The sequence below is a fragment of the Mesorhizobium sp. CA5 genome, assembly GCF_020165105.1.
Classification (GTDB): Bacteria; Pseudomonadota; Alphaproteobacteria; order Rhizobiales; family Rhizobiaceae; genus Mesorhizobium.
On the sequence record NZ_JAIUHJ010000006.1, the window covers coordinates 171,780 to 190,755 of the forward strand.

General features: G+C 64.5%; 15 protein-coding genes. 3 read left to right on the plus strand and 12 right to left on the minus strand.

Annotated elements, in window-relative coordinates; all coding sequences use genetic code 11:
• Window positions 1-6: 6 nt before the first annotated feature.
• Both LB529_RS10335 and LB529_RS10340 read right to left on the minus strand, forming a co-directional pair.
• Entirely contained in the window at window positions 7-1,446 is a 1,440-nt protein-coding gene (locus tag LB529_RS10335; RefSeq protein ID WP_224711006.1) for a DUF5691 domain-containing protein, read from the minus strand.
• A complete protein-coding gene (locus LB529_RS10340; RefSeq protein WP_224711007.1) occupies window positions 1,443-2,843 on the minus strand; it encodes an SWIM zinc finger family protein in 1,401 nt (466 codons plus the stop codon). Before LB529_RS10340 ends, LB529_RS10335 begins: the two co-directional genes overlap by 4 nt.
• A gap of 506 nt (window positions 2,844-3,349) precedes the next feature.
• On the opposite strand from LB529_RS10340, the gene LB529_RS10345 reads away from it, so the two are divergent.
• Window positions 3,350-6,754 (plus strand): acyl-[ACP]--phospholipid O-acyltransferase, encoded by a 3,405-nt coding sequence (locus LB529_RS10345; RefSeq protein ID WP_224711008.1) that lies wholly within the window; start codon window positions 3,350-3,352, stop codon window positions 6,752-6,754.
• A 64-nt stretch (window positions 6,755-6,818) separates the two neighbouring features.
• Here the strand turns inward: LB529_RS10345 and LB529_RS10350 are convergent, their stop codons facing one another.
• Window positions 6,819-7,544, minus strand: a complete 726-nt coding sequence (locus LB529_RS10350) for an SDR family oxidoreductase (protein ID WP_224711009.1) — start codon at window positions 7,542-7,544, stop codon at window positions 6,819-6,821.
• Window positions 7,545-7,693: 149 nt separating this feature from the next.
• On the opposite strand from LB529_RS10350, the gene LB529_RS10355 reads away from it, so the two are divergent.
• A complete protein-coding gene (locus LB529_RS10355) occupies window positions 7,694-8,590 on the plus strand; it encodes an AraC family transcriptional regulator (protein ID WP_224711010.1) in 897 nt (298 codons plus the stop codon).
• A 73-nt stretch (window positions 8,591-8,663) separates the two neighbouring features.
• On the opposite strand, the gene LB529_RS10360 is transcribed toward LB529_RS10355, so the two are convergent.
• Both LB529_RS10360 and LB529_RS10365 read right to left on the minus strand, forming a co-directional pair.
• A complete protein-coding gene (locus tag LB529_RS10360; RefSeq protein ID WP_224711011.1) occupies window positions 8,664-9,623 on the minus strand; it encodes a dihydrodipicolinate synthase family protein in 960 nt (319 codons plus the stop codon).
• Between the two features lie 99 nt (window positions 9,624-9,722).
• Complete coding sequence (locus tag LB529_RS10365) at window positions 9,723-10,709, minus strand: zinc-dependent alcohol dehydrogenase family protein (protein ID WP_224711012.1); 987 nt, start codon at window positions 10,707-10,709, stop codon at window positions 9,723-9,725.
• 102 nt (window positions 10,710-10,811) lie between these two features.
• On the opposite strand from LB529_RS10365, the gene LB529_RS10370 reads away from it, so the two are divergent.
• Window positions 10,812-11,714 (plus strand): LysR family transcriptional regulator, encoded by a 903-nt coding sequence (locus tag LB529_RS10370; RefSeq protein ID WP_224711013.1) that lies wholly within the window; start codon window positions 10,812-10,814, stop codon window positions 11,712-11,714.
• Between the two features lie 134 nt (window positions 11,715-11,848).
• Here the strand turns inward: LB529_RS10370 and LB529_RS10375 are convergent, their stop codons facing one another.
• From LB529_RS10375 to LB529_RS10405, 7 genes are all read right to left on the minus strand, one after another.
• A complete protein-coding gene (locus tag LB529_RS10375) occupies window positions 11,849-12,199 on the minus strand; it encodes a hypothetical protein (RefSeq protein ID WP_224711014.1) in 351 nt (116 codons plus the stop codon).
• Window positions 12,200-12,664: 465 nt separating this feature from the next.
• On the minus strand, window positions 12,665-13,684 hold the full coding sequence (locus LB529_RS10380; protein ID WP_224707298.1) for an isopenicillin N synthase family dioxygenase: 1,020 nt from the start codon (window positions 13,682-13,684) through the stop codon (window positions 12,665-12,667).
• A 284-nt stretch (window positions 13,685-13,968) separates the two neighbouring features.
• Window positions 13,969-14,622 carry a methionine ABC transporter permease gene (locus tag LB529_RS10385; RefSeq protein ID WP_140844297.1) on the minus strand — a complete coding sequence of 218 codons (654 nt, stop codon included), beginning with the start codon at window positions 14,620-14,622 and terminating at the stop codon, window positions 13,969-13,971.
• Window positions 14,603-15,694, minus strand: coding sequence for a methionine ABC transporter ATP-binding protein (locus LB529_RS10390; protein ID WP_224711015.1), 1,092 nt, complete (start codon window positions 15,692-15,694; stop codon window positions 14,603-14,605). The genes LB529_RS10385 and LB529_RS10390 overlap by 20 nt, the downstream gene beginning before the upstream one ends.
• Before the next feature lie 83 nt (window positions 15,695-15,777).
• Window positions 15,778-16,620 carry a MetQ/NlpA family ABC transporter substrate-binding protein gene (locus LB529_RS10395; protein ID WP_224711016.1) on the minus strand — a complete coding sequence of 281 codons (843 nt, stop codon included), beginning with the start codon at window positions 16,618-16,620 and terminating at the stop codon, window positions 15,778-15,780.
• Between the two features lie 197 nt (window positions 16,621-16,817).
• A complete protein-coding gene (locus LB529_RS10400; protein ID WP_224711017.1) occupies window positions 16,818-17,615 on the minus strand; it encodes an aspartate/glutamate racemase family protein in 798 nt (265 codons plus the stop codon).
• On the minus strand, window positions 17,612-18,976 hold the full coding sequence (locus LB529_RS10405) for a dicarboxylate/amino acid:cation symporter (protein WP_095768812.1): 1,365 nt from the start codon (window positions 18,974-18,976) through the stop codon (window positions 17,612-17,614). Before LB529_RS10405 ends, LB529_RS10400 begins: the two co-directional genes overlap by 4 nt.

Consider the following 18,976-nt stretch of genomic DNA (forward strand, 5'->3'; position numbering starts at 1 on the left):
GTTTGATCATCTGTGGGATTGGTTCTGGGCAAGCGCCGCGTTGAGCCGCAGCAGACCGAGCGATGGCGATGCGGGCGGCAAGCCTGCGGCAACGACCTCGCCGATCAATTTTTCCGCCGCCGCCGCCGTGGCGAGAAAGCCCATGGTTTCGAGATACTGCTCGGCGCTTCGTTTCATGATGTCGTTGTCCCCCGAGACGGCGGCACGCAGCGCCGAAAGCGTCTTGCCGCTTGTGAGGTCGCCCCATTCCAGCCAGCCTGCTTCCGCGCCTTCAACCAGGGTGAGCGCGGCCAGATTTTGAGCGTCATTCAGGATCTGCCTGATCAGGAGACGTTTTCTGCCGCCGTCCAAACGCAACATGAGCTGGAGGACGAGAAGCGCCAACCTGCCGCCGGCGGCGACGAGCAGGTCCGCCAAACAAGCCACCGCCGCATCGCCGCCGGACGCCGAGACCATTCGAACGAGAAAGAGGTCGGCATTATTATCGACGCCAAACTGCCATGCCCCGATGAAATCGGACTCCGTCTTGCCGCAGTGAGCGACGAGATCGCCGAAATAACAGGACGCGAACAACTCGGCGCGGCGTGCCTGTTGCGCGGGCGACTTGGTTTTTGTCGGCGCATAGGTGGTGCGGCGCCGGATGAAGCCGGATTTGCCTTCCTCGATGAAAGCGGCGAGCTCGGCTATCGGATTTTCCAGCCCGCCATCAGTTGGATTGCCACGTTCGCCCAATCTTGCCAGGAGCCGGCCGGCCGTTTCGCGCACTTTGCCTGAGCGATCGGCGGACAAGCTCTTCAGAAACGGAACGTCATCGGCACCAAGGCCGAAACGCATGAGTTCGACAAGTGGAAGCCTGACCTCCGCCGGTTCGCTTGTCCCTTTGGTCTCGATGAGAGTCCGCGCCAAGGCAGGCCTGGTGCGCCGTAAATCAATCAAGGCAATACGGCGCGCGGCTGGATAGAAGTCGTCCCAGGTTTCCGCCGTCAGTTGCTCGCGGCCGGACCGTTTTTCGCCTTCGGCGCCTGCTTGCCAGTCGACCCAAGGCGCATAGACATCAGGGCTTTCCTGATCCGTCGCAGCGGGCATCCAATCCATCGGATGCAGCACGAAGCCTCGGCTGACGACGAGCGTGGCCACGCGACCCTTGAGCCTCGCATCGGCTGCATATTTCAGTGCGGCACGCAGCGACGGCCGCAGCCGTTCAGGAAGCATCGGCAAGGCCAGCACCGGCAGTGGCGGACGGCGTTTCAAACTTTTTGGCGCCGCCGGGCGAAGCGCGACGTCCAGCGCCTGCGCAGCAATGGCCAGCAGCCGCCGCTCCTGCTCGTCCGGTCTGGCCGCCGCCACGACTTCCTTCCATTCGGCGGGAGCAAATTCGAAAGCAGCGCCGCCGGAAATCCAGCCGTCGCGCAGCCTCGCCAGCCCTGCCTGGTCGAGCTCGTTCACGACAGGTCGAGCCTCCCCATGCTGCTTTGCGAAGCCAGAAGCTCGAGCCTCGCGCCATTCCAGAGCGCGGCCGTCGCCGCGAGGTCGAGACCGAGCAAGGTTTGATTGACCGAACCCGCGACAGGCAAGGCGATGCCATGCGGATCGTTCGCCGCCTGCCACCAGGCGCCGTCCCTTTCGTCCAGCGCGATCGCGCCGGCCGGCAGGATGAGCGGGCAATCGGACAGCCAAGGCGTTTTGTCCTGGAATACGGAATAAGCGGCGAGCGGATCGGCCTCGGCGCCGCCGGCGAACGCCGGCCATGCGCCAGGCGACGCGTCGCCCAGCCGCTCCGCGATCAGCGCCCTGAGCGGATTGCGGGATGGGTAGAACACCAGCCTCGCCTTGAAGCGGTCCGCGGGGGCAAAAGCGCCGGAGCGCCGCCCCGCTGATGCCGGGAAGAAATCGAGCAGGAGTGCAAATCGTGGAGTTGGACTCCTGAGATCAAGCAACCAGGTGGCGTGGCTCACAAGGCCGTCGCGCCGCGTCTCGATCTTTTCGCCAAGCACCTCCCAGTCGCTCTCGACCCGGACGGCATCGGGGTTGGCGAGGATCTGGTCGCGCGTCTCCGACGTCGAGACCAGGCGCTTCAATTCGGCATCGTCGGGCGCGGCACGCCAGGCCTTGCCGAGCAGCACCAGCTTGCCGAGCTCGCGGATCGCGGCGTCCGGGCGCTCCTCGCCGCGCAGCGCCATCAGCCGCGCCGGCAACTCGTCGATGCGCCCGGCGAGCGTCGTCGCCTTCAGATCGACAAGACGCGCCGCGATGCGGCGGCAGCGTTCACTGCTGGCGCCGACAAAGCCGGCGAGACCGAGCCGAAGCTGATCGGCGATCCATTGGTCGAGCTCATCGAGCGCCGCAGAAACCGCGCTGCGCGTGTCCTCGGCCCGCTTGCGCTGCGCGGCCTCGCGGCGTTCGGCGGCAGCAGCGTCCTCAACAGGAGCGGTCTCTTCCGGCCGCGATGCCTCGTCGATGCTTTTGCCTTCCGCGCGCGCGGGCGCTTGCGCCGGCGGCTGTCCTGGCTTGCGGCGCCGGCCGAGCCAGTCGTTCACCCAGTCGGGCGTCTGGTCGACACGCGCGAAGCTGTCGGGCGCCGTGGCACCGATCCACGCCAACGCCAGTATGTGCTTGCACGGAAATTTTCGCGACGGACACGTGCATTTATAGCCGTGATCGGAGGTGTCGAATGCGACCCGGTACGGGTTGGATCCTGAGCCCTGGCATTCGCCCCAGATGAGCGGAAGCTGTTCATGTGCTTCAAGCCTGGGCCAGTTCGACCGCTTGGTCAGCTTGGCCGCGGCGCCAAGCGAAGCCTGATCGGGGGCCAATGCCTCGATTGTCTTCAAATCCAGCTGCAAGCCGTGCGCCTCTCACCACCCCGAAGCAATGACGTCGCAACGATTGATAGCTGTTTGCGGCGCGCCGGTGTAGCTCCAGCCGCCGTAAAATTTGAGAACCTGTCTAACGTTCCGTTGCTCTCCTGACAGTGCCGGTAAGGCATTTGTGAACATCGTTCATTTTCCCTCTTGAACGGCGTTCACGATGTGCTATAGTGCGTTCGTGAACAGCGTTCAAGGCAATGTATCCGGCCTGAAACAGACCGGCGCCGATCCGGCTTAACGCAGAAACGAAAGGATCATATAGATGCTCGCCGACAGCCAAGCCCGCAAACAGTCAGGTGCCTGGAAGGCCTGGAGACCGATCGTGGACGACAGATTCCAGGCGCCAAGAACAAGAAACAAATGGTTTGGATTGAATCGCAGTAACGAAGTTTAACGGCTTCCCGATAAACAAGGCTCAAACCGCGCAAGTGTCCGCTCAGTCCAATCGGATTGCCAGCCGGACTTGCCCAAGGGAAATTGCCATGAACACCCATCTGATGATGTCGCGGCGCTTCGCGCCTCTCTTCTGGACGCAATTCCTCTCAGCCTTCAATGACAATTTCCTGAAGAACACGCTGGTGTTCCTCATTCTCTTCACGCTTGCCAAGGACCAGGCCGCGTCACTGGTGACGCTGGCGGGGGCTGTCTTCATGGCGCCCTTCCTGCTGCTGTCGGCGCTTGGCGGCGAGATCGCCGACCGCTTCGACAAGGCGCTGATCGCGCGGCGGCTGAAGTTCACCGAGATCGCCGCGGCCGCCGTCGCCGTCGCCGGCATCGCGCTGTCGTCGATCCCGGTGCTGATGACGGCGCTGTTGATGTTCGGCACCATCTCGGCGCTGTTCGGGCCGATCAAATACGGCATCCTGCCCGATCATCTCGAGCGCAAGGAACTGCCAAAGGCCAATGCCTGGATCGAGTCGGCCACGTTCGCAGCGATCCTCGGCGGCACCATCGCCGGCGGCGTCGTCTCCGCCGATGGTATCGGCGTTTGGGTGTTCGGACCGATCATGATGGCGCTGGCCGTCGGCTGCTGGTTCGTCAGCCGCTACATCCCCGCCACCGGTTCGGCCGCGCCCAACCTTGCCATCGACAAGAACATCTTCCGCTCGACCTGGCGGCAGGTCGCCGACTTGCGCACCGACACGCGCATCTGGCGTGCCGGCCTGATGACCTCCTGGTTCTGGCTGGTCGGCGCGATCGTGCTGTCGATCCTGCCGGCGATGATCAAGGATTCGCTCGGCGGCAACGAGATCGCGGTCACCGCCTATCTTGCCGTGTTCGCCGTCTCGATTGCCATCGGCTCGGCCATCGCCGCCTGGATGTCGCAAGGGCGCATGGTGCTGCTGCCGGCGCCGGTCGGCACCGCGCTGCTGGCGCTGTTCGGCCTGCATCTGGCCTGGACCATCGGCAGCATGCAGCCCTCGCCCAAGGCCGAGACGCTTGCCGCCTTCTTCGCCGGGCCGAACACCATTCGTGTCGCCATCGACCTCGCCGGCATGGCCATCGCCGCCGCCTTCCTGGTGGTGCCGACCTTCGCCGCCGTGCAGGCCTGGTCGCCGGAAGCGCGACGCGCCCGCGTCGTCGCCGCGGTCAGCATCGTCAATGCGGGCTTCATGACCGTCGGCGGCATTCTCGTCGCGGCCATCCAGGCTGCGGGCGTCTCGATCGCCGGCATCCTGTTCGGCCTTGTCGCGGCCAATGCCCTCGCCGCCTGGCTGATGCTGAAATATCTGCCGACCAACCCCTTCCGCGACTTCGTCTCTATCCTCTTCCGCGCCTTCCTGCGCCTGGAGATCGAGGGCATCGAAAACCTCAAGGCGGCCGGCAAGGCGCCGATCCTGGCCCTCAACCATGTCAGCTTCCTCGACGGTCCGCTGGCCCTGACCCTGACCGACGAGGAACCAGTCTTCGCCATCGACTATACGATCGCACAGGCCTGGTGGATGAAGCCGTTCATGAAGCTTGCTCGGGCCTTGCCGCTCAATCCGGCGAAGCCTATGTCGACCCGCACGCTGATCAAGATCGTGCAGGGCGGCGACCCGCTGGTCATCTTCCCGGAAGGCCGCATCACTGTCACCGGCGGCCTGATGAAGGTCTATGACGGCGCGGCCATGGTGGCCGACAAGACCAGCTCGATGGTGGTGCCGGTGCGCATCGAGGGGCTGGAGAAGAGCTACTTCTCGCGACTAACCTCGCAGCATGTGCGCCGCCGCCTGTTCCCGAAGGTCAAGGTGACCATACTGGAGCCGGTGAAGCTCGAAGTCGCGCAGGAACTGAAGGGCCGCCAGCGTCGCGCCGCGGCCGGTTCCGCGCTCTACCAGGTGATGTCGGACCTGGTCTTCCGCACCCAGGACATCGGCAAGACGGTGCTGGAGAAGATCATCGAGACCGCCAACGAGCGCGGCATGAAGGAGCTCGCCGTGCAGGATCCGGTTACCGGGTCGCTGAGCTACGGGAAGCTGCTGACGGCCGCTGCGGTGCTCGGCGAAAAGTTCGAGCATCTCTATGCCGGCCAGCAGACATTGGGCATCATGCTGCCCAATGCCAACGGCGCCTGCGCGGCACTTCTCGGCGTGATGTCGGCCGGCAAGGTTCCGGCAATGATCAACTTCACCGCCGGTGCAGCGAACATCCTGTCGGCCTGCAAGGCGGCCGAGGTGCGCACTGTGCTCACCTCCCGCGCCTTCGTCGAACAGGCAAAGCTCGGGCCGGTCGTCGAGGAGATCGGCCGCTCGGTCGACATCGTCTGGCTCGACGACCTGCGGGCCACGATCGGCCTCAAGGACAAGCTGCTCGGCCTGCTCCGCAAGGCGACCCCGCGGGTGGCGCGCAAGGCGGACGATCCGGCCGCGATCCTGTTCACCTCGGGCTCGGAAGGCACGCCCAAGGGCGTGGTGCTCACCCACCGCAACATCCTGGCCAATGCCGCCCAGGCCGCCTCGCGCATCGACTTCCATTCGGGCGACAAGGTGTTCAACGTGCTGCCGATCTTCCACTCCTTCGGCATGACGGCAGGCACGGTGCTGCCGCTGATCTCCGGCGTGCCGGTCTATTTCTACCCCTCGCCGCTGCACTACCGCATCGTGCCGGAACTGATCTACGGGTCGAACGCGACGATCATCTTCGGCACCGACACGTTCCTCTCCGGCTATGCCCGCACGGCGCACCCTTACGACTTCCGCTCGGTGCGCTACTGCTTCGCCGGCGCTGAGCCGGTCAAGGCCGCCACGCGCACGACCTATATGGAGAAGTTCGGCCTGCGCATCCTGGAAGGCTATGGCGTGACCGAAACCGCGCCGGTGATCGCCATCAACACGCCGATGTACAACAAGTCGGGCAGCGTCGGTAAAATCATGCCCGGCATGGAATACCGCCTCGAGCCGGTGCCCGGCGTCGACGAAGGCGGGCGGCTTTTCGTGCGCGGCCCGAACGTCATGGCCGGCTATCTGCGCACCGAGAATCCGGGCGTGATCGAGCCGCTCGCCGATGGCTGGCACGACACCGGTGACGTCGTGACCGTCGACGACGCGGGCTTCATCTCGATCCGCGGCCGCGCCAAGCGCTTCGCCAAGATCGGCGGCGAGATGGTCTCGCTGGCCGCGGTCGAGGCGCTGGCCGGCGAACTCTGGAAGGGCTCGCTGTCGGCCGTCTCTGCGGTGCCCGACGCGCGCAAGGGCGAGAAGCTGATCCTGATCACGGAAGCGCCCAACGCGACCCGCGCGGACTTCCTGGCCTTCGCCAAGGCGAACGGCGCCATGGACCTGATGGTTCCGGCCGAAGTGCGCGTCGTGGCGAAAGTGCCGGTGCTCGGTTCCGGCAAGCTCGACTTCGCCGGCGTGACCAGGATGGTGCGCGGCGAGGAGGACCTGAAGGTCAAGGCCGCCTGACCCGCGCATGCGAACAGGCCGGCAACAAGCTCCGGCCTGTTCATTGCCAGTCCCTGCCGTTCACTCACATGTTGGCGGCGGTCGGGCGCACGATCACTTCGTTGACGTCGACGCCGTCGGGCTGTTCGAGCGCGAAGCGGATCGCGCGGGCAATGGCGTCCGGCTTCAGTGACTTTTGCCGCCACTCTTTCAAAGCCGCTGCCACCTGCGGGTCGCTGATGTCGTCGCCCAATTCGGTCGCGGTCACCCCAGGCGAGATGATCGTGGCGCGGATGTCGTCGTGCTCCTGCCGCAGGCCTTCGGTGATCGCCCACACCGCATATTTCGTGCCACAGTAGACCGCCGCGGTGGGCAGCACGAGATGCGCGCCGACGGACGCCACGTTGACGACGTGCCCGTTTTTCTGCGCGACGAAGCGCGGCAGCACCGAAGCGATCCCGTTCAGCACGCCGAAGATGTTGACGTTTATCATGCGCGCCCACTCATCGCGCTTCAGCGCGGCAAGCGGCGACAGCGGCATGACGCCGGCATTGTTGACCAGCGCATCGATCCGTCCGAATTGGGCATGAGCGGCATCGGCGAAAGCGTCGAAGCTCTCGGCATCCGTTACGTCGAGCTCGCGCCAGGCGACGCGTTCACCGATTTCCTCGGCCAGCGCCTTCAGACGCTCGGCGCGCCGGGCTCCGATGAACAGTCTGGCGCCGGCCGCGGCAAGCTCTCGCACCGTCGCTTCGCCGATGCCGCTCGATGCGCCGGTGATGAGTACAACCTTGTCTTTCAGTCCCGTCATGATCGTTCCTTTTTGGCTTGCGGTGACGGGATGGAAAATGGCGCCGCACAGGCGAAGACCGGTAGCGTGATCGTCCAAAGAGTTTGCACAATCCTCCAAACGAGGCGGACAAGCCTTGCAACATTCCGCGTCATGCAGATTTATGCGGCATGGAAAAAATCACCGAACTGGCCGGGCTGATTGCCCGGCATGCCAGGGGTCCCGGCATTTCAAGCACCGCGATCCCCCGGCTGACGCTCATTCGTGCCGACCGGCCCAGCGCGCCGGTGCCGGCGGTCTATGAAGCCTCGCTTTGCATAATAGCCCAAGGGTCGAAGCGCGTCTCGCTGGCAGACCAGAGCGTGGTCTATGATGCATCGAGCTATCTTCTTGTTTCGGTCGACCTGCCTCTGGTCGGCCATGTTCTCGAGGCCAGTCCGGCCGCACCATATCTATGCTGCAAGATCGACTTCGACCTCGCGGCACTTGCCGATCTGCTGGTGACGGAGCGGCGGGCTTCTGGCGAAAAGGACTTGCCTGTGCTTGCTGTCTATCCAAGCGACCCGGACCTGATCGATGCCGCGGGCCGATTGGTGAAGCTGCTCGATCGCCCCGAAACCGTCGATGTTCTGGCCCCGCTGATAGAGCGCGAAATCCTCTACCGTCTGCTTACCGGTCCGCATGGCGCAACGCTTCGTCAAATGGGAACCGTGGATAGCCACCTGAACCAGGTGAGCCGCGCGATCGCTACGATTCGGAACGGCTTCCAGGCGCAATTGCGGATCGACGAGATTGCCGCAGCGTCAGGCATGAGCGCGTCGTCGTTTCATGCTCACTTCAAGGCGATCACGCGCATGACTCCACTGGAATATCAGAAGCAGCTACGCCTGCAGGAAGCGCGAAGGCTGATGCTGGCCGACGGGGCCAACGCCGGCACGGCCGGTTTCGCGGTCGGCTATGACAGCCCGTCCCAATTCAGCCGCGAATATCGGCGCCTGTTCGGCGCCCCGCCTCGTCAGGACATCGAGCGTCTTCAGGCCATACCCGGCTCGGCCGCGGCCTATTGAGGCTTTGGCCGAACGGGGTGCAGCCTGTCAACAGGCCCTGCATCGCCGGAGATTTTGCGCCGGACCGATCGGCTCAGGCCGCGTATCTTGCCATGACGGGCTGCCTCGACCATTGGGCATACCAGGTGTCGAAGAGCTTGAGCTGCTGCTCGGCATAACCGCGTTGGCTGTCGCTCAGCGCGTCCGTCTCGTTGAAGTGCAGCCTGTATTCGGGATTACCCTTCAGCACCATCATGTGCTTGAAATAGAGCACGAGGTCCGGTCCCTCGTCGAAAGAAGACAGCACGGCCAACGCCGCGTCCAGTTCCTGCGCCAGCCGGCGCGCTTCGGCATCGCCTTGCGCCGCCGCCTGGCTGAGGCCCACCAGATGCAGCACTTCCTTGGGCAGGACATTGCCGATGCCGGTGATGGCGCCCGAAGCGCCGCAATTGACGAAGCCGTGGAAGACGGCGGTGTCGACGCCGATCATCAGCGCAACGTCATCGTCGCGGCTGGTTATGTTTTCGGCCGCATAGCGCAAATCCGCCGGGCCGCCGAATTCCTTGAAGCCGACCAGGTTCGGATGCTCGGCGCGCAGCGCGAAGAAAAGGTCGGCGCGCGTGGCAAAGCCGTAATAGGGACTGTTGTAGATGACGGCCGGCAGGTCGGGCGCGGCGGCAAGGATCGCCTTGAAATGATGACGCTGCGCCGCCACCGACGGCCCGCGCGAGAGAACGCGCGGGATGACCATCAGGCCCCGCGCGCCGACCTTTTGCGCGTGGGCGGCGTGCGCCACGGCGCTGGCGGTGTTGACCGCGCCTGTGCCGACAATCACCGGAACGCCGGCCTTCACCAGGCGCTCGACGCCTTCCATGCGCTGCGCGTCGGTCAGCAGCGGCCAGTCGCCCATGGAGCCGCAATAGACGACGGCCGACATGCCGGCGGCGATCAGCTCGCGTCCCTTGCGCACCAGCGCGTCGAAGTCGGGAAGGCGGTCATCGGTGCAAGGCGTCATCAGCGCCGGCATGCAGCCGGAAAAAACATTGGCGGTCATCTTCGAAGTCTCCTTGAGGCAGGCATGCGGAACGACCAGTTTGGCCCGGCGCAGCACCGCTTGCCAAGCGGATAGTCGCTTTTCCGGCTGAAGCGAGCCTCAAACGGTCACCACGATCTTGCCGAACTGTTCGCCTGCTTCCAGAAAACGGTGCGCCTCGGCGATCTTCTCGAACGGAAACGTCCTGGCGATGACCGGCTTCAGCGCGCCTGCGGCGAGGCCGTCGAGGATGAAGGCCTTGGCGGCTTCAAGCCGGGCGGGATCGCCGGTGATCTCGTGGACGAGGTAGCCGCGCAGCGTCAGCATCTTCGCCAGGACATCGGGCAGCGGGAACGGCGTCGGCTCGGGGCTGAGGCCGCCATATTCGATGAGAATGCCGCCGCGCGCCATGGCGGCCGTAAGCGGCGTGAAGATCGGGCCGCCGACCGCGTCGAGGACGACGCGAACGCCTTGCGGTGCGATCTTCCTCAGCCTCGCTTCGATATCCTCCTCGGCCAAGGCCACCACATGCGCCGCGCCGGCATCGAGCAGCGCCGTCTTCTTGGCCGATGTTCGGGTGACGGCGATCGGCACCGCGCCAATACTGTTGGCGATTTGGATGGCGGCGAGCCCGACGCTGCTCGACGCGGCGGTGATGACGACAGGCTCGCCAGGGCCGAGACGTGCGATATCGACCAGCGCGCCATAGGCGGTGAGATATTGCATCCATGTCGCGGCGGCGGCCTCGAATGAAAGCGATGGCGGATGTTTCACCACAAGCTCGGCCGGGAAATTCACGAGCTCGCCATAGGCCGGCCAGCGCGCCATCGAGCGCGGCGGGATGATGCTGACCGCATCACCCAGTGCGAAGACTTCCACGCCGGCTCCCACCGCCTCGACCACCCCCGCCGCTTCGAGGCCGAGGCCCGACGGCAGCGTCGACGTCTCGATGTAAGAGCCGTTGCGCATCAAGGCTTCGGCGCGGTTCAAGCCCAGCGCCCTGACGCGGATCCGCACCTCGCCGGGCCCCGGCGACGGAACATCCATATCTTCGATGCGAAGCACCTCGGGACCGCCGTGACTGTGAAAGCGAACAACCCTTGCCATGCCTGAAACTCCAAACCCAATCGATGGAATGGACTATGCAGCGGTATCGAGAACCGATAAATCGGCACACGGGCAGAACAGTCGAAACAATTGGTTTTGAATATGGATCGCCTCGAAAGCATGGAGGTCTTCGTCAAGGCTGTCGATCTCGGCTCGTTCGCGGCCGCCGCGGCGACGCTCGACCTGTCGGGGCCGATGGTCGGCAAGCATGTCCGCTTCCTCGAAGAGCGGCTCGGCATGCGCCTCATCAACCGCACCACGCGCCGGCAGAGCCTGACCGATTTCGGGCGCGCCTATTATGAGCGCTGCCGCATCGTGCTGGCCGAAGCGCAAGCCGCCGATGCATTGGCAGCCGACCAATTGTCCGAGCCGCGCGGAAAACTGCGCGTGACGATGCCGGCGCATTTCGGTCGCCACTGCGTCACGCCGATCCTAATCGAGCTGGCCCGGCGTTATCCGACGCTGGAATTGGACCTGTCGCTCAGCGATCGCTTCGTCGATCTCGTCGAGGACGGTTTCGACCTGGCGATCCGCACCGGAACGCTGGATGACAGGGCCGGCATCATTGCGCGCCGCGTCGCGCGGCAGCGCATGATCGTCTGCGCGTCGCCGTCCTACATCGAAAGCTTCGGCCGACCGCTTCAGCCCGAAGACATCGCCAGCCATCAGGCGATCGTCTACCGGCGGCTCGGCCACGTGCTGCAGCCATGGCTGTTTACGCGCGACGATGACTCGGTGACGCAGATCGCCCCCGCCGGCCGGCTGCGGCTCGACGACCTCGACGCCATCGCCGACGCGGCAACCGACGGCATGGGACTGGCCTGGCTGCCATACTGGCTGGTGCGACAACGCATCGAGGGCGGCACACTGGTCCGCCTGCTGCCTGAGCAACGGGACTATCTCTATGACTGCCATGCGCTCCGGCTGCAGGCGCCGCATCTGCCGCTGAAAGTGCGGCTGGCCGTCGACGCGCTGGCGGTGGGATTGCCGAAGATGATGAGCTAAGTCCACGCCGATTTCAGTCACTGCATCACACCGAGCCACGTCAGCACCTTCGTCGCGAACAGATGATCGTAAGCCCCGAAACCTTCAGCACTGCGGCGGGTTCGACGGTCTATGCGCTGGAAGTCTCATGCCTTTCACACCGTAGAGCGCAGAAGGGCCTGCATGTGTTCTGGCAGGTCGAGCTCGCCGCGCGCCTCGACCTCCAAAAGATATCTGGCCTTGGCCAGGCGGTCGCCTTGCTTGACCGCCCGATAGGCGCAGATGGCCAGCAGCGCCCTCTCCTCCTCTCGGCCGGCCTCGATGTGGTCACGGCTATGGCTGCCCTTTTTGTGGACGGCCTTGCCGAACGCTGCGTACGCTGCCTTGTGCGCCTCAATCAGGGCGAACAGGTCATTGGATGGTTGCCGGTCACGCCTCGGCGCCTTCGTGCTGTGACCGTTTGCTGCGACGGTCGAGGCGACCGCGCAGCCGGAATGAAAAAGCAAGGCGCGGCGGCTGATCCTGGACGTGGCGAACTCTCCTCTTCACTTCACGGCAGCCCCGAGCGGATGCCGTGAACATCATCAACACCGTAACACAACGGTTCGCGCATTCATGTCAGGATGGAATAGCGAGGAAAACGCGCTTGAGGCTCGAGCGCGAAATATTCGAGCCGGCGGCGGCCGACCGGGACCGGAGCCGATGAAGGGATCGACATCCAAATGCAGGCCGAGCGCTTCGCCGGTCTGATCGGCGGATTCCCGACGCAGATAAGAAAAAGGCCGGGCGCGAAAGCGGCCCGGCCAAAGTATGAAGGTCATAACCTTCAGAGGGGAACATCGCCCGGCGCAATGGGAGGAAAACACCGAGCGATGGTTCCTATGTGGGCCTGAAGCGGCATATTTTCCACGAACGGAATTCCAAAAAAGACGGGAAACGCGAAAAAATCTCGCTCAAATCCAACGAAATCGTCAGCCGATGGCCGCTGCTTTTTCCAGAAGATCGGCATAGTGACGCCGCGCCACGTCGGGATGCGACCGCAGGCGGCTTTTCAGCACATTGGTTCCGACGTTGCGGAAGAGCGGATTGTCGGGATCACTGGCCGGGCCGCGCGCTTCGGCCGCCAGTTCCTCGGGCAGATCGAGCAGCGGGATGGTGGCGTCAAGCCGGGCGCTGAAGAAGAACGGCACCGAAATCCGTTCCACGCCGGCCGGCGGCGTGACGACGCGATGCACGGTTGCCCTGAGATAGCCATTCGAGGCGAGTTCAAGCAGCTCGCCGATGTTGACGACGAGTGTTCGCGGGATCGGGTCGACATCGACCCAGCTGCCGTCATATTCGACCTGCAGGCCCTTGTTCTCGTCCTGCAGCAGAAGGGTGAGGAAGCCGCCATCCTTATGCGCGCCGACGCCTTGGTCGTCGCCGGTGGCATTGCGGCCGGGATAGCGCACGATCTTCATGCGATGGTTCGGCTCATCGCGATAGATCGGATCGAAAGCGTCCTCCGGCTGGTCGAGCGACAGCGCGAAGGCTTTCAGCAGCCGGATCGCCACATCGGTCGCCTTGGCCTGCCAGGCAAGCAGCGCGGGCCTCAGATCGGGAAGCGCGGCAGGCCACTGGTTCGGACCCTGCAGCCGCGTCCAGGCCGGCACGCCCGGCCCTTGCGCAATCGTCGTGCGCTCGACGCCGATGTCGAGCTGCTCACGCCAGTCGGCCTTGCCTTTGGTCAGCTCGCCGCCGGCGCGCGTATAGCCGCGAAACTGCGGCGACTTGACCATTTCGATGTCGAGCTTGTCGGCCTCCGGCAAGGCGAAGAAGCGGCGCGCGGCGCCCAGCACTGCATCGATCTCCGGCTGGGTGATGCCGTGGCCGCTCAGATAGAAGAAGCCGACATCGCGCGCGGCGGTACGCAGATCGAACAGAAATGTCCGCAGTTCCGATGCGCCCTGCTCCAGGCGGTCGAGATCGAGCACCGGGATTATTCTGGCCATGGACAGGCTCCTCTTGGCGGTAACTTTTTTTTCGCAATCCCGGGACGGAAAACCGCTGCGCACCGTTCCTGGAATTGCTCTCTTTAGTTTCGGCGCAATTCCGAACGGAAAACCGCTACGCACTTTTCCTGGAATTGCTCTAGCGACCCCGTCGCACGATGACATGCGCGCCATTGCGGGTGAAGAAACGCGCCGCTCAATCTCGTTGCAAACGGAGCAAGCCGGCGCTCAATTCCCGTCTTTTGCGGCAAATTGCGTTCGCGCCGGCGCCCTTGCTCGCCCGGTCAGCGATGATCCAGCCGCGCGACGAGCCGGTCGCCGATCCACTGGATGCCGCAGACCAGGACGATGAGAACGACGACCACGGCGACCATGACGCTGGTCTCGAAGCGTTGGTAGCCGTAGCGGATGGCCAGGTCGCCGAGACCGCCGGCACCGATGGCGCCGGCCATGGCCGAGGCGCCGACCAGCGTCACCAGCGTCACGGTAAAGCCGGCGACGATGCCCGGCAGCGCCTCCGGCACCAGCACCTCGCGGATGATCGTCCAGCGATTGCCGCCCATGGCGCGCGCCGCCTCGATAAGGCCGTGGTCGACCTCGCGCAGCGACACTTCGGCGATGCGGGCGTAGTAGGGCGTGGCGGCGATCGACAACGGCACGATCGCCGCCCAGGTGCCGATTGAGGTGCCGACGATCAGCCGCGTCACCGGGATCAGCGCCACCAGCAAAATGATGAAAGGAACCGACCGGAAGCCGTTGATGACGGCGCCGAGAGTACGGTTGACCCAAAGGCTCTCGGCGATGCCGCCGCGATCGGTGGCGACCAAGGCAAGGCCGAGCGGCAGGCCGAAGACGAGCGATATGATACCGGACGCGCCGGTCATCAGCACCGTTTCCCAGATCGAGCGAAGCAGGAGTTCAAACAGGACCGGCGACATGGCCAAGCACCTCCACCCGCGCGCCGCGGTCCTTCAGGAATGTCGTCACCCGCGCAAGATGCGCGGCTTCAGCGCCGGCAACGGCCAGGAACAGCGTGCCGACAGGCTGACCTTGGACATGATCGACGCCGCCCTGCACCAGGCGGAATTGGCCTGGCACCGCTGCGGCAAGATCGGAAAGCAAAGCACCGCGCGCTGCCTCGCCGGCCACATCGATCCGGAGAATCGTTTCCGCGCCTTCGCCCGGAATCAATCGGCTGGCGATCTCGGGCGGCAATTGCGGCCGGATGCTGCCGAGCAGGCTGCGGGTGATCTCCGATTCCGGATTGGCGAAGACCTGCCAGACGGCCCCTTCCTCGACGATCCGGCCGGCATCGATCACCGCCACGCGGTCGGCGATGGAACGGATCACCTCCATCTCGTGGGTGATGAGCAGGATTGTGAGACCGAGCCTGGAATTGATGTCCTTGATAAGCGCCAGGATCGAGCGCGTCGTCTCCGGATCGAGCGCCGAGGTCGCCTCGTCCGACAAGAGCAGCGCCGGCCGCGCGGCGAGCGCCCTGGCGATGCCGACACGCTGCTTCTGACCGCCCGACAGCGAGGCCGGATAGGCCTTCGCCTTCTCCGAGAGGCCGACCACTTGCAGCAGCTCGGCCGCGCGCGCCAAGCGCTCGGCGCGCGGGCGGCCCTCGATCTTGAGTGGCAGCGCGACATTCTCCTCGACGGTCTTGGCCGACAGAAGGTTGAAGTGCTGGAAAACCATGCCGATGCGGCGGCGCAGCGGCTGCAACTCGCGTTCGCTCAGGCGGCCGATTTCGCGGCCCTCGATGAAGACCTCGCCGGAATCGGGCCGCTCCAGCCCGTTCAGACAGCGGATCAGCGTCGACTTGCCGGCACCGCTGCGGCCGATGATCCCGAGGATCTCGCCCTTCTGAACGGTCAGCGACACACCGTCGAGCGCCGGCGTCGCGCCGAAGCGGCGCTTCAGGCCGACGAGGCGGACAACGTCTTCCCGCCCGGTCGGCTGGATGTGGATCGGATCGGCCCGTTCGGCCGTGACATGCTGGTTCATTTCCATGTCCGTTTCTGTGCCGCGCAAACGCGACGGCGGCCCGCTCAGCAGCGGGCCGCCTATTTCTGGCAGCCAGGCGCCGATCAATAGGCGCTGATCCCGGTGCCTTTGTAGACCTTGTCGAATTCGGCCTTCACCGTTTCGTTCTGGTAGGAAGCGACCAGCGTCTTCACCCATGGCTCGTTCTCGTTGCCCGCCTTGACAGCGATGAAGTTGCGATAGGGATTGTCTGCCACCGGCTCCTGCGCGATGCGGTTTTCCGGGCCGAGGCCGCTCTTCAGCGCCCAGTCGGTGTTGACGACGGCGGCGTCGAGATCGTCCACCGAGCGGCCGACGATGCCGGCGTCGAGTTCCTTGATCTCGAGCTTCTTCGGGTTGTCGGCAATGTCGGCGGTCGTTGCCAGGATGCCCGTGCCGTCCTTGAGCTTGATCAGGCCTTCATGCTCCAGGACATGCAGTGCGCGCCCTTCGTTGGAGGGATCATTCGGCAGGCCGATCACCGCGCCTTCGGGCAAATCGGCGACCTTGGCATGCTTCTTCGAATAAAGGCCGATCGGCCAGACACCGGTATAGCCGACCGGCACGATGTGGTAGCCCTGCGTCTTGATCTGGTTGTCGAGGTAGGGCTTGTGCTGGAAGGCATTGGCGTCGATCTCGCCGCGCTCCAGCGCCTCGTTGGGCTGGGTGTAATCGTTGAAGACGACGGTCTCGATGGTCAGCCCTTTCTTGGCCGCCTCGGCCGTGACGACGCGCCAGACATCCTCATCCTCACCGCTGATGATGCCGACCTTGATCGACTTCTTGTCCTCGCCGAAGGATGGCGACGGCGCACCAAGACTGATGACGGCCAATGTCGTGGCGAGAAGCACGCCAAGTCCGGCGCGCCTGGTGACTGACGTAACGAGAGAATTTGAAGCGTCTGACATGATGCGTTCCTTGCAATCCTAAAATCAGTTCGGCCCGGCGGAATGCGAAGCCTTGTTCTCAGGATCATCAATGCTGCCTCATCGGGCAAAGAAGCGCATTTCCTCTGAAGCGGAGTGCGGGAAATATTCTCTCAAAGATTTGATGACTTGGAGCACACCCGGGAGCGGATGTTCGATATGGCAAAGGCGGGCAGCGCCTATGAAGCGCGCCGGGCAAGACGCAAGGGCAATCGGTCGCCTCCCGGCAGCGACGAGACGGTCGGCAGACCGCGCGCTTCCTGCGTGGCAAAGCCCAATCGGGTCAGGCAGGCCCGCGCCAGGGCCGCATTGCTGTCGACGACCACTAGTCCGGCCGGATCGTTGAGGCTGGCGGCCACCACGGACAGTTCGGTGCAGCCGAGAAGTGCCGCATCGGCGCCGGCCATTTGCGCGAGATCGAGAGCGCGCTCGGTCTCAGCCGCGGCTTCCGCAATCGAGCCTGCCTTTACGAGATTGATCGCGCTGTCGACGCGTTCCTGGAATTCCGCGTCTGCCGGAACGCAGACCTCGAACCCCGCCGGCGAAATCCTGTCCTGATAAAAGCCGGAGGCAAGCGTGCCCCGGGTTGCGAGGTTCGCAACTCTGCCCCGGTCCAGGCTCCGGCGGATCTCCGCCACTACCGCGTCGCCGATGTGGATGATCTCGGCGCGCGAGTTCGCCGCCAGCCTGTCGTACCAATGATGGGCGGTGTTGCAGGGCATGGCGATGCAGGCAACGCCGAGCGCGTTGAGCGTCGAGACCGCAGCTTGCAGCGGCGCCAGCGGGCCATCATGGCCAGCTAGGATCGCTTCGGTCCTGTCAGGCAGTTGCGGCACGCTGAGGATGACGGAAGGCACATGCTCGTTGTCGCGCAGCGCCCCGGTCATCCGCGTCAGCTTGAAGTAGAAGTCGGCCGATGCGAGCGGCCCGAGACCGCCGATGATGCCGAGTTGCGGACGGATGCCGTCGTCGATCATCGGGCGGGCTCGGCTTCGAGCTCTTGCGCGACGGTTTCAGCAGCCTGCGCCGCTTCCCGGTGGCTGGGCGCGATCATTGCCGTGCTTGCGGCCACGGTGGAGACGCTGGACAGCGTCATCAGCGTGTCCACGGCCGCGTCCACCGCGACGAACAGGACGAACGCCGCCTCGAAGGGAAGCTTCAGATAGCCACAGACAATGGACATCTGCGACAGGATGAGCAGGCTGCCCATGCCGCCTGTCGTCAACGCCAGAAGCGCGGAGACGACACCGACAAGCAAGAGGTCCGGGATCGCCAGGGGATGGCCGTAGAGCTGGGCGATGAACAGGACGCCCGAGGTGTAGACCAGCGCCGGGCCGGTCCGCAGAAGCGCAGCCTGCAGGGGCACGAGCAGCTCGACGACCACCAGATTGAACCTCAGGCGCTCTGTCAAAAGGTTGATGACCCAGGGCAGCGAGGCGACCGTGGAGCGCGTTGTGATGGCCACCATCAGAAGCGGCTGAAGGGTCTTGATCGTGGCCCAGTAGCTTCGCCGCGAGCGTATGGCGATGACGGCAAACGCGCCGGCGAGGAATGTCACGCAGGAAAGGCCCATCACCAGCAGGTAGCCACCCATCAGCATCAGCGGCTTGATGCCGGTCGACGCGGTCTGGTCGGCGATCAGGATGAAGGTCGCGAAGGGCAATCCCCAGACGAACCAGTTGGTCAGCACCGTGCAGGCCTTGTACACCGCGTTGAGCGCCTGTGAGAGGCTGAGCGACGAGGGCTGGGGAATCTTGCCCATCGCGAGCCCGAAAAGCAGGCAGAACAACAGGACCTGGATGGTCTGGCCCGAGGCCAGCGCGTTGAAGACGTTGTTCGGCACCAGATCCAGGAAGATCGAATGTCCGCTGTTCGGATCCCCGGTCGACGGCGGCGGCTGGAAGGGGAATGCGAGATCGGTGGAGACGCTGCCTTGCGAATTGATGAACTCGCCGAGCTCGATACGCGACTGCGGGTTCTCGATCTGGCCGGGCTTGAGGATCAGCGAATATGTGCCGCTGACCAGCACGGCAAGGAACGACACGACCAGTACCGCTATGCCGACCTTGCCGAGATAGCGGACCGATTTCGGGTCCTGGACCATCGCGGTGATGGAGAAGATCACCGACGAGACCAGGTAGGGCAGGACGACCATCTTGAGGAAATTCAGGTAGACCTGCGCGATGGGGCTGATCGCATGGGCGAAGGCCGGGTAATAGAGGCCGCACAGGATCCCAGCCAGGATCATGATGATCGTCGTCGCCGGCGAGCGCAGGATGCGCTTTGCCGCCAGGCGCCAATCGAAAGGCATGGCTGCGGCTACATCCGAGACGGCCAT

What these genes read in the sequence shown, in the direction of transcription:
- LB529_RS10345 (WP_224711008.1), top strand. Translation starts at nt 3,350, where the DNA reads ATGAACACCCATCTGATGATGTCGCGGCGCTTCGCGCCTCTCTTCTGG.
- LB529_RS10350 (WP_224711009.1), bottom strand. Translation starts at nt 7,544, where the DNA reads ATGACGGGACTGAAAGACAAGGTTGTACTCATCACCGGCGCATCGAGC.
- LB529_RS10355 (WP_224711010.1), top strand. Translation starts at nt 7,694, where the DNA reads ATGGAAAAAATCACCGAACTGGCCGGGCTGATTGCCCGGCATGCCAGG.
- LB529_RS10360 (WP_224711011.1), bottom strand. Translation starts at nt 9,623, where the DNA reads ATGACCGCCAATGTTTTTTCCGGCTGCATGCCGGCGCTGATGACGCCT.
- LB529_RS10365 (WP_224711012.1), bottom strand. Translation starts at nt 10,709, where the DNA reads ATGGCAAGGGTTGTTCGCTTTCACAGTCACGGCGGTCCCGAGGTGCTT.
- LB529_RS10370 (WP_224711013.1), top strand. Translation starts at nt 10,812, where the DNA reads ATGGATCGCCTCGAAAGCATGGAGGTCTTCGTCAAGGCTGTCGATCTC.
- LB529_RS10380 (WP_224707298.1), bottom strand. Translation starts at nt 13,684, where the DNA reads ATGGCCAGAATAATCCCGGTGCTCGATCTCGACCGCCTGGAGCAGGGC.
- LB529_RS10385 (WP_140844297.1), bottom strand. Translation starts at nt 14,622, where the DNA reads ATGTCGCCGGTCCTGTTTGAACTCCTGCTTCGCTCGATCTGGGAAACG.
- LB529_RS10390 (WP_224711015.1), bottom strand. Translation starts at nt 15,694, where the DNA reads ATGAACCAGCATGTCACGGCCGAACGGGCCGATCCGATCCACATCCAG.
- LB529_RS10395 (WP_224711016.1), bottom strand. Translation starts at nt 16,620, where the DNA reads ATGTCAGACGCTTCAAATTCTCTCGTTACGTCAGTCACCAGGCGCGCC.
- LB529_RS10400 (WP_224711017.1), bottom strand. Translation starts at nt 17,615, where the DNA reads ATGATCGACGACGGCATCCGTCCGCAACTCGGCATCATCGGCGGTCTC.
- LB529_RS10405 (WP_095768812.1), bottom strand. Translation starts at nt 18,976, where the DNA reads ATGGCCGTCTCGGATGTAGCCGCAGCCATGCCTTTCGATTGGCGCCTG.